The sequence below is a fragment of the Microcoleus sp. S13_C3 genome, from assembly GCF_036700905.1.
Classification (GTDB): Bacteria; Cyanobacteriota; Cyanobacteriia; order Cyanobacteriales; family Microcoleaceae; genus Microcoleus.
The window spans coordinates 1-8741 of sequence record NZ_JAUBPT010000236.1 but is presented as its reverse complement, the minus strand read 5'-3'; the positions used below and the strand labels follow the sequence as shown (position 1 = coordinate 8741).

The window sequence follows — 8741 nt, the reverse complement described above, 5'->3', positions numbered from 1 at the left end:
CGTCCAAAAAGGACGGGCGGGACGCCCATCCCACAATAACAATTAAAATTGTAAGTTATTTAATTCGCGATCCTAAACGGCATAAACTGCGGTTGAAACCGCTACTGTAGAAACGAAGTCTGCCTTGTATAAGGCAGGCTTCGCCCACGCTGACTAAAGAATAAATCGCATAAAAAGCGCGAATTTGCTATTGCCAATTTATCAATGATGAGCAAGTTGACTTAAATTAGCAAACAACTGAGTAACTTTGGTCAAATCTTTATCTCCCGGCGCTATTTCTACGCCGCTGGAAAGGTCAACACCGCTGAAGTTATTGCCGATCGCACTATCAATTGCATTTAAAATATTATCGGGTGTTAAACCGCCCGCCAGCAGCCAAGGACACTGCGGTCTAAACTCTGATAACATCATCCAGTCGATCGTTTTACCAGTACCGCCCAATTGCTGTGGATGGTAAGCATCCAGCAGTAAAGTATCGACACGAACAGCATAAACAGCAGCGGTGGCTAAAGTTTCAGGAGTCTTAACTCTCAGGGCTTTGATAATTTCAATTCTCGGCAACAACTCCCGCAGTCGATCGCAATATTCCGCTGTTTCATCTCCATGCAACTGCACCCCGCTTAAATTTGAGTCTGCGGCTACTTGACAGATATTTTCTATTGTGGTGTTGGCAAAAACGCCGATGCGATCGACATTTGCCGGCAACTGCTCGACAATCAGGCGAATTGTTTCTGGGCTGACATAGCGGGGGGAAGCCGGCACACAGATAAACCCCAAAGCCTGGGCTCCCAAGCGGGCGATCGCAATTCCTTGGTCTAATTTAGTGATTCCGCAAATTTTAACCCGCACTCCGACTCCTCGCTTCCGCATTTGTATCAAAATATCAACGAATTGTTAACTATTAAAACAAATCTTAGTTTAATGCAAACCGCTTTTTATAATCTGGGAAATCAATTTATCTGTGAAATCAGGAGATAAGAACATGATCACCTCATCTTTGCTGTTAGCCGTACAATCTACCGCTCCCTCAACACCGGAGTGGTCGCCACTGGTAGGACTGACAATGATTTTATGCAATTTGCTGGCGATCACGATCGGCTACTACGGCATCTCCAAGCAAAACCGAGGCAAGGGCCCAGCTTTACCCGTTGCACTCCCTGGAATGTTCAAAGGCTTCGGCGTACCAGAATTGCTGGCAACAGCCAGCTTCGGCCACTTGCTCGGAGCCGGAGTAATCTTGGGCTTGGGTAACGCCGGAGTTCTGTAAAAATCAGGGGAAAGGCAAAGGCAAGGGGATAGAAAAGATATAATAGAAACTCTTTCTTGCTCTCCTTTCCCAGGAAACTTCATGCAGACAGGTTGGCGAATCGGCTCTTTATTTGGCATCCCCCTAGTTATAGATTATTCGTGGTTTATAATTTTAGCCTTAGCAACCCGCGAATACGCCAGCAGTTACCGCCTGTGGGGGCCTGCGCTCTCCTGGAGTGCGGGGTTAGCAATAGCTCTGCTCCTGTTTGCTTCCGTGCTCTTGCACGAACTCGGACACAGCTTGGCGGCGATATCGCAAGGCATTAAAGTTAATTCTATTACCTTATTCTTATTTGGCGGAGTAGCTTCGATCGACTCGGAATCAAAAACTCCCGGTCAAGCTTTTCAAGTAGCTATTGCCGGCCCTCTAGTCAGCTTTGCCCTGTTTTTAATCCTAGGTTTGGGTTCTCAAGTTCTTCCCCCGAGAAGTTTGCTCGCAATTGTCACCGAAAGGGTAGCACTAATCAATCTCGTTTTGGGATTATTTAACTTAATTCCCGGTCTGCCTTTGGATGGAGGACAAGTTTTAAAAGCAGCAATTTGGAAAATCACCGGCTCTCGATTTGCCGGCGTTCGCTGGGCGGCAAAAACAGGACAAGTTTTAGGTTGGCTGGCTGTTGCTTTGGGTCTGAGTTTATGCTTTTTAGCGCGCGAGTACGGCGGCTTGTGGATTGCGCTGATCGGCTGGTTTGGCATTCGCAATGCCAGTGCTTATAGCCAAGTTACTTCGCTGCAAGAAGCCCTACTCAAAATTAAAGCCAGCGATGCGATGAGCCGCGAGTTTCGAGTTGTAGATGCAGATTTGACTCTGCGAGAATTTGCCGATCGCTATTTGTTAGAAGTCAATCCGTTTCCATTTTACATTGCTGCGACCAACGGCCGGGATTTGGGCTTAGTGTCGATCGACGATATCCGCTTCACAGAACGCAGTCAATGGCAAGTTCAGACTTTGCACAACATTTTGAAACCCCTGGGGAAAACCCCCACAGTCTCCGAAAAAGCATCCCTCGCAGAAGTAATTAACAGCATGGAAGCCCGTCAACTCCCCCGTATCATCGTCCTCTCGCCGATTGGTTCAGTAGCGGGGACGATCGATCGGGGCGACGTGGTTAAAGTTTTAGCAAAATACCTCAAACCCCAGATTTCAATGGCCGACATCAAGCGCAGCAAAGAAGAAAACACCTATCCTCAAGGATTGCAGTTAAGTGCGATCGCCAAAACCGCACAAGAAAACTAGAAATTGGGCATCGGTAAGGGGCATCAGCGATCAGTTAAGATGTAGCAAACTTTGTCAATGAGGGTTGAAGCAAAAAATTTTATGCCCAAATTCTTTAATAGAATTTATCATAAATTGGCGGAGATACGTTGGAAAAAATTAACTTATTTCTTCTCCTACACTGACTTGCAACCTCTTGCTATTATCTGGATAGTCGTGACGGGAACTCTATTGGGAGTGCGGCATTTAGGCGGGATGCAGCCACTAGAATTAAATGCTTACGACCTCATGGTGCAGTTGCGGCCCGATCAGGGCCCTGACCCCAGGTTGCTGATAGTAAAAATCACCGATCAGGACATTAATACTCTTCAAAAATGGCCAATTTCCGATCGCGTTTTAGCAAAAGCGATCGCCGAAGTAGCGCGTTTTGAGCCCCTAGCTATTGGCATAGATATAATTCGCGCGACTCCCTACGAACCGGGGAATGCAGAATTAGTAACTCAATGGCAAAACCCCAAAGTATTTCCCATTACCTTCATCGGCAACTCAGAGTACGATCGAGCTCCGCCACCTCCCAATATACCAGAAAATCGGATAGGGTTTAACGATTTAGTCCTCGATCCCGATGGTAGAGTGCGTCGTAATTTGATGTTTGCTGACGATGGTAAAACGACACTGGCTTCATTTTCAATGCGGCTAGCTTTTGCCTATTTGGATAGCAAAAAAATAGATTCTAAATTGACAGAAAAACAAGAAATTCAGGCTGATAAAACAGTATTTTCTAAATTGCGCTCGAACTCAGGAGGTTATCAAAAAATTAATGCCCAAGGCTATCAAGTCTTACTCAATTACCGATCTGCTGAAAATATAGCAAAAACCGTGACACTAACTCAAGTTTTGGATCGAAAACTTGATCCTAAATTGGTGAAGGGTAAAATAGTGTTAATAGGCGTTACAGCCCGAACTGTCAGAGATTTATTTTCCAGCCCTTACAGTGCTAATGCCAGCGGAAACCGCCTGATTCCTGGGGTATTAATTCACGCCACGGCCACCAGCCAAATTCTCAGTGCAGTTTTAGACGGCCAAGGGCTATTTTGGTATTGGGACGAATGGCAAGAAATTCTCTGGATAGCTGTTTGGGGCGCAGTCGGCGGCTGTTTAACTTGGCGCCTAGAAAAATCGCTGAATTTGATCGTGATCGCGATCGCAGCTTGCGGCTCATTATTCGGATTCACCTTTTTCCTCTTCATGCAACAGGGTTGGATACCTCTAATTTCCCCTACCCTGGCACTTTTAATCACCGCAGGAGTCGCAGTCACCTATAAATACGAGCAGTCGAGGCAACAGCAAGGGATTGTGATGAAATTATTAGGGCAACAAACTTCACCCGCGATCGCAAATGCCTTGTGGAAAGAACGCGTCCATCTGCTCGAATCAGGGTTATTGCCAGGGCAAAAAGTTACTGCTACCATCATCCTCACCGACTTGCAAGGTTTTAGTACCATCTCCGAAAAACTACCGCCAGAAGTAGTAATGAGTTGGTTAAATGAGTATTTATCAGCAATGGCCCAAGAAGTCCAAGCACATCAAGGCGTGATTAATAAATTTACCGGAGATGGAATGCTGGCAGTATTTGGCGTACCCATTCCCCGCACCACTGCAGAAGAAATTGCAGAAGATGCTCGCCTCGCCGTATCTTGCGCTCTAGCCATCAGTTCCCGCTTGCCACAAATGAATCAAAATTGGCTCACACGCGGTTTACCGGCCGCAAAAATGCGAGTAGGCATCTTTACAGGGCCTGTTATGGTGGGTAGTCTGGGAGGCTCAACCCGTTTAGAATATGGAGTGATCGGCGACAGCGTAAATATTGCCTCTCGGCTCGAAAGCTGCGAAAAGGATCGGCAAGAGGACACTTGCCGGATATTGATTGCAGAAGAAACCTTTCTGCATCTGGCCGACAAATTTGAAGTAGAATCTTGGGGAGCTTTACCGTTAAGAGGCCGGGAACAAAAAGTTAATGTCTACCGGATATTGGGAAGGAAAAAGAAATAAAAACAGAGAATCTCTCCCTAAAAATTCATGGAGTTAATATGAAAAAAAATACTAAGTTTCTCATCAATCTGATATCAGTTGGCTCAATAGTATTGATAGCAACACTTGATGCTTCCCAATTAGCAGTTGTGGGACTGCCGATTCCCAAGAACGTGGGCCAGCCAGGCACTGATCCGGGAGGGCCGCGCTTCGGTTTGCCGACTCCAAGCACAGATGGCAAGCCATCCACTGAATCGGGAGGGCCACGCTTCATTCAGCCCCGTGAAGATATAGACGATCGGCCCCCCACTCAACTGAGACGCCCTGTACGCGGTGGCTGCGCGAGCATTAGTCAGCTAGGTCTCACAACCTTAATGCCTAAAAATAAGATCGGACGGACTGTTTCGGACTATCCAACGTTCTTTTTCTACTTGCCTCAAACAGAGGCGCAATCAGCCGAATTTATCCTACAAGATCCAAGCGGCAACCAGATTTATAAACAGGATGTCACAATTAGCAATTTATCAGGAGTGATCGGCGTTAGTATCCCTGCTGACAAAAATGTGCCGCCCTTAGAAGTAGGCAAAAGTTACACTTGGAATTTGACAGTGATTTGCGACGCTCAAGACCGATCGAGCGATCAGATCGAAAGCGGTACTGTACGGCGAGTTGAACTCAGTGCAGATATCCGCAGTCAATTAGAGCAGGCAGATCCGCGCCAGAAAACCGTTATTTATGCTGAAAATGGGATTTGGCAAGATGCCCTCAGCACCCTAGCTGCGGCTCGCCGCGCTAATCCTAATGATGCAGAATTAACTGCTGATTGGGAAAGCTTGCTGGATTCTGTGAAATTGGGCCAAATTGCCAAAGAGCCGATCGTTCAAACTCAGCCACAGCCATAAGCTGTACTGCATATAAATTTAACTTTTTTGGTGGCGTTAGATCAACGGGCCAGAAGACTGTTAATAAAAACAAGTGTACAAGTTTTTAACTTGTATCAGTAACAGCCAAGATGGCTGTTCTACAATAAAAATTCTTTCTTGTGGAACGGCCATCTTGGCTGTTCCCAAAAGGCGGCCGACTTTTTGACATCCCCCACAATAATTATTCCAAAAATCTCTTGTGGAACGGCCATCTTGGCTGTTCCCAAAAGGTGGTATACCCCACAATAATTATCCCAGAAAGCTCTTGTGGAACGGCCATCTTGGCTGTTCCGAAAAGGTGGCAGTAAACCCCGCCCCCAAATATGGAGGTTAAATGTGAAACAGCTTATTACTTGTTAATTCCAAAATATCCTGCCATTCCAGATCCGAAAGTGGCTGCACTTTCAAATCAATCTCAAAACAGCGACAAGCCGCCGCACTCAAAACATCAATTACAGTGGCAATAAAATCATCTCCCCCTTCAGATAGAGGTAATTGCACAGGAATTAATTCCTCCCCAAACACTTGAGAAAATAATTTAACATCCGGCTGCAAACGCATCGAACCGTGCTGCAAAATAGCATCACCCCGTCGCAATTGCGCGCTACCAATTAACTTGCAACCATCAGCGGTAACTAAATCCGCACCCGTCGCAGTACCAAAACAATTCGGATTGTGAATATAACCCCTTCCAGCTTCCCCGTATTGCAAATCCAAACCCATCGCCCTCCAACCCTCAATCAAAAACTCGCAAATAGTCTGATAAGCTTTCATACGGCTGCTGGCAAACCCCGACGCCACAACTGCATAAGTTAAATCCCCTTGATGCAGCACGGCGCGCCCGCCGCTGGGCCTCCTCACCAACTCCAGAGGCATTCCCTGCCAAGACAACTGCTGCCAAAACTCCGGCCACCTGCGCTGGTGGTAGCCCAAGGAAATCGCCGTCGGTTGCCAAGTGTAAAATCGCAGAGTTGGCGGATGTTTGCCCGCTAGATGCTGTTCCAGTAGCCATTGGTCGATCGCCATCTGCACCCTACCAGACGCCGACAACAGTGGAATTAAACGCCATACAGAATTAGCCATCAGTCGCGAGTCCTTAGTTTCTACTCAATAATTCGCAGAATGTTTTAAAATTAGTAACAGTTTTTTGGGCCTGTCTTCTAAGTTGGTGCAAGTTTCACGCCAGCCGGTGCTTTAGAAATAAATAGAAAAAATAATCGCAGAACCATGAGCAACAGTGTAATTGTCATTAACGACGAAAAATTTGAAACAGAAGTCCTGAAAGCAGAGCAACCAGTGCTTGCCTATTTTTGGGCTAGTTGGTGCGGGCCTTGCAAACTGATCGCGCCTTCGGTAGACTGGGTGGCGGCCAACTACAGCGATCGACTGAAAGTGGTTAAAATGGAAATTGACCCCAATCCTAATACTGTCAAGCAGTATAAAGTAGAAGGAGTCCCAGCTCTCAGGCTGTTTAAAAATGCCGAAGTAGTGCTTTCTCACGAGGGAGCTATTACTAAACAAACTTTGGTCGGTTTGCTCGACGCTCACTTATAAAGTTTGGAAATGATTCGGGAGTTTCCAACTCCCAACTTAAGCTGTGTTGCATCTAGATTGCCTATGGTATTAGAGAGGGAGAGGGGGAGAAGAGGAGAGGGGGAGAGGATTTGACGATTGTTGATCGGGACTCGAAATATGCAATTTAAATGAACAACAGCTTACAACTATAGAAATCGCAAATATTTTTTTAACATCTCTCTTTTATCCTCCATATTCCTCTCTGGCTCTGCGCCCTCTGCGCTCTCTGCGGTTACTAAAAAAAATCCCAAAGTCAATAAAAAAGCCCTATAAAAAATAATTTAGCTCAGATAAAAATATTCCTTAAAATTCCACAAAACTATAGAAAATATGCAATTTGCTAAACGTTTAGAACCACTGCAATTTAATGTATTTGCCGATATGGATCGGGCAAAAGCTCAAGCTAGAGCAGCGGGGCAAAATGTGATTGACTTGTCTCTGGGTTCTTCGGATTTGCCGGCGGCGGCTCATATTACAGATGCGATCGCACATTCTCTGTCCGACACCAGCACCCACGGCTATTTGCTGTTTAATGGCACAAGAGATTTTCGGGAAGCAGCAGCCATTTGGTACGAGCAAAAATTTGGGATTGCAGTCAATCCAGAAACAGAAGTGCTGCCGTTAATTGGTTCCCAAGAAGGCACAGCGCATATGCCTTTAGCTGTACTCAACCCTGGAGATTTTGCTTTGCTGCTCGATCCGGGCTATCCTTCCCACGCGGGCGGTGTGCATTTGGCTGGCGGTCAAATTTATCCGATGCCAATATTAGCAGAAAATGCGTTTTTGCCGATATTTGAAGATATTCCGACAGCAGTGCTGGCTGAGTCGAAGATGATGGTTTTGAGCTATCCTCACAATCCTACAACTGCGATCGCCCCGGTTGCTTTTTTTGAGAAAGCTGTGGCTTTTTGTCGAGAACATCGGCTGGTTTTAGTTCACGATTTCCCTTATGTGGATTTGGTGTTTGACGATTCCGTAGGGGCGGTGCCCCCGTGCCCGCCCTCTGGTAACGAGGAAGAATATCGAAAATTGATGGCGCCGTCAATCTTTCAGGCGGATCGAGATAAGAGTGTGGCGATCGAGTTTTTTACACTATCCAAATCCTACAGTATGGGAGGTTTTCGAGTCGGATATGCGATCGGCAATTCCGAACTAATTGCAGCCCTGCGACAGGTAAAAGCCGCAGTGGACTTCAACCAATACCGAGGGATTTTAAACGGAGCGATCTCCGCATTAACGGGCCCTCAAGATACCGTCAGAACCAGCGTAGAAACCTTCAGAAAACGGCGGGATGCCTTTGTAAACGCGCTACAGGGCATCGGCTGGCAAGTACCCGTACCCCCTGCCACCATGTACGTCTGGGCGAAACTGCCGGAACCTTGGGCCCAAGATTCCGTGAAATTTTGCACTCAGCTAGTACAGAGTACAGGAGTCGCAGCTTCCCCCGGTGCCGGTTTCGGGAAATCAGGAGAAGGCTACGTGCGATTTGCCTTAGTCGAGTCGCCAGCAATTTTGGAAGCAGCAGTTAGAAAAATTGCTGAGTTTCTCAATTGAGTACACGCCTACGGCGAGCGCCGTAGGGACACGGCGCCGTGTCCGAGGCCTGTCAACTTACAGCATATTCCATGTAGATGTGGTACACACAATCTTCTAGCCCGTGTAAGGTGCGTCGCCACCCGTCAATCTGT

General features: G+C 46.7%; 8 protein-coding genes. 6 read left to right on the top strand and 2 right to left on the bottom strand.

Annotation, left to right across the window (positions count from 1 at the left end; all coding sequences use genetic code 11):
* Window positions 1–201: 201 nt before the first annotated feature.
* On the bottom strand, window positions 202–849 hold the full coding sequence (locus tag QUA16_RS34300; RefSeq protein ID WP_333109026.1) for a phosphoribosylanthranilate isomerase: 648 nt from the start codon (window positions 847–849) through the stop codon (window positions 202–204).
* A 133-nt stretch (window positions 850–982) separates the two neighbouring features.
* Here QUA16_RS34300 and psaK point away from each other — a divergent pair, with 133 nt between their 5' ends.
* The 4 genes from psaK (at window position 983) to QUA16_RS34280 (ending at window position 5457) form a co-directional block, all read left to right on the top strand.
* Entirely contained in the window at window positions 983–1267 is a 285-nt protein-coding gene (psaK, locus tag QUA16_RS34295; protein WP_333040629.1) for a photosystem I reaction center subunit PsaK, read from the top strand.
* Window positions 1268–1348: 81 nt separating this feature from the next.
* Window positions 1349–2545 carry a site-2 protease family protein gene (locus QUA16_RS34290; RefSeq protein WP_333109029.1) on the top strand — a complete coding sequence of 399 codons (1197 nt, stop codon included), beginning with the start codon at window positions 1349–1351 and terminating at the stop codon, window positions 2543–2545.
* Window positions 2546–2626: 81 nt separating this feature from the next.
* Window positions 2627–4576 carry an adenylate/guanylate cyclase domain-containing protein gene (locus QUA16_RS34285; RefSeq protein ID WP_333109031.1) on the top strand — a complete coding sequence of 650 codons (1950 nt, stop codon included), beginning with the start codon at window positions 2627–2629 and terminating at the stop codon, window positions 4574–4576.
* A gap of 38 nt (window positions 4577–4614) precedes the next feature.
* A complete protein-coding gene (locus QUA16_RS34280) occupies window positions 4615–5457 on the top strand; it encodes a DUF928 domain-containing protein (RefSeq protein WP_333109033.1) in 843 nt (280 codons plus the stop codon).
* Window positions 5458–5808: 351 nt separating this feature from the next.
* Here QUA16_RS34280 and QUA16_RS34275 read toward each other — a convergent pair whose 3' ends face one another.
* Window positions 5809–6561 (bottom strand): biotin/lipoate A/B protein ligase family protein, encoded by a 753-nt coding sequence (locus QUA16_RS34275; RefSeq protein ID WP_333109035.1) that lies wholly within the window; start codon window positions 6559–6561, stop codon window positions 5809–5811.
* Between the two features lie 144 nt (window positions 6562–6705).
* Between QUA16_RS34275 and QUA16_RS34270 the strand changes: the two genes are divergently transcribed.
* Both QUA16_RS34270 and QUA16_RS34265 read left to right on the top strand, forming a co-directional pair.
* Window positions 6706–7032: a thioredoxin family protein gene (locus tag QUA16_RS34270; RefSeq protein ID WP_015177073.1), complete on the top strand. Its 327-nt coding sequence runs from the start codon at window positions 6706–6708 to the stop codon at window positions 7030–7032.
* Between the two features lie 351 nt (window positions 7033–7383).
* Window positions 7384–8607, top strand: coding sequence for an LL-diaminopimelate aminotransferase (locus QUA16_RS34265; protein WP_333109037.1), 1224 nt, complete (start codon window positions 7384–7386; stop codon window positions 8605–8607).
* Window positions 8608–8741: the final 134 nt, after the last annotated feature.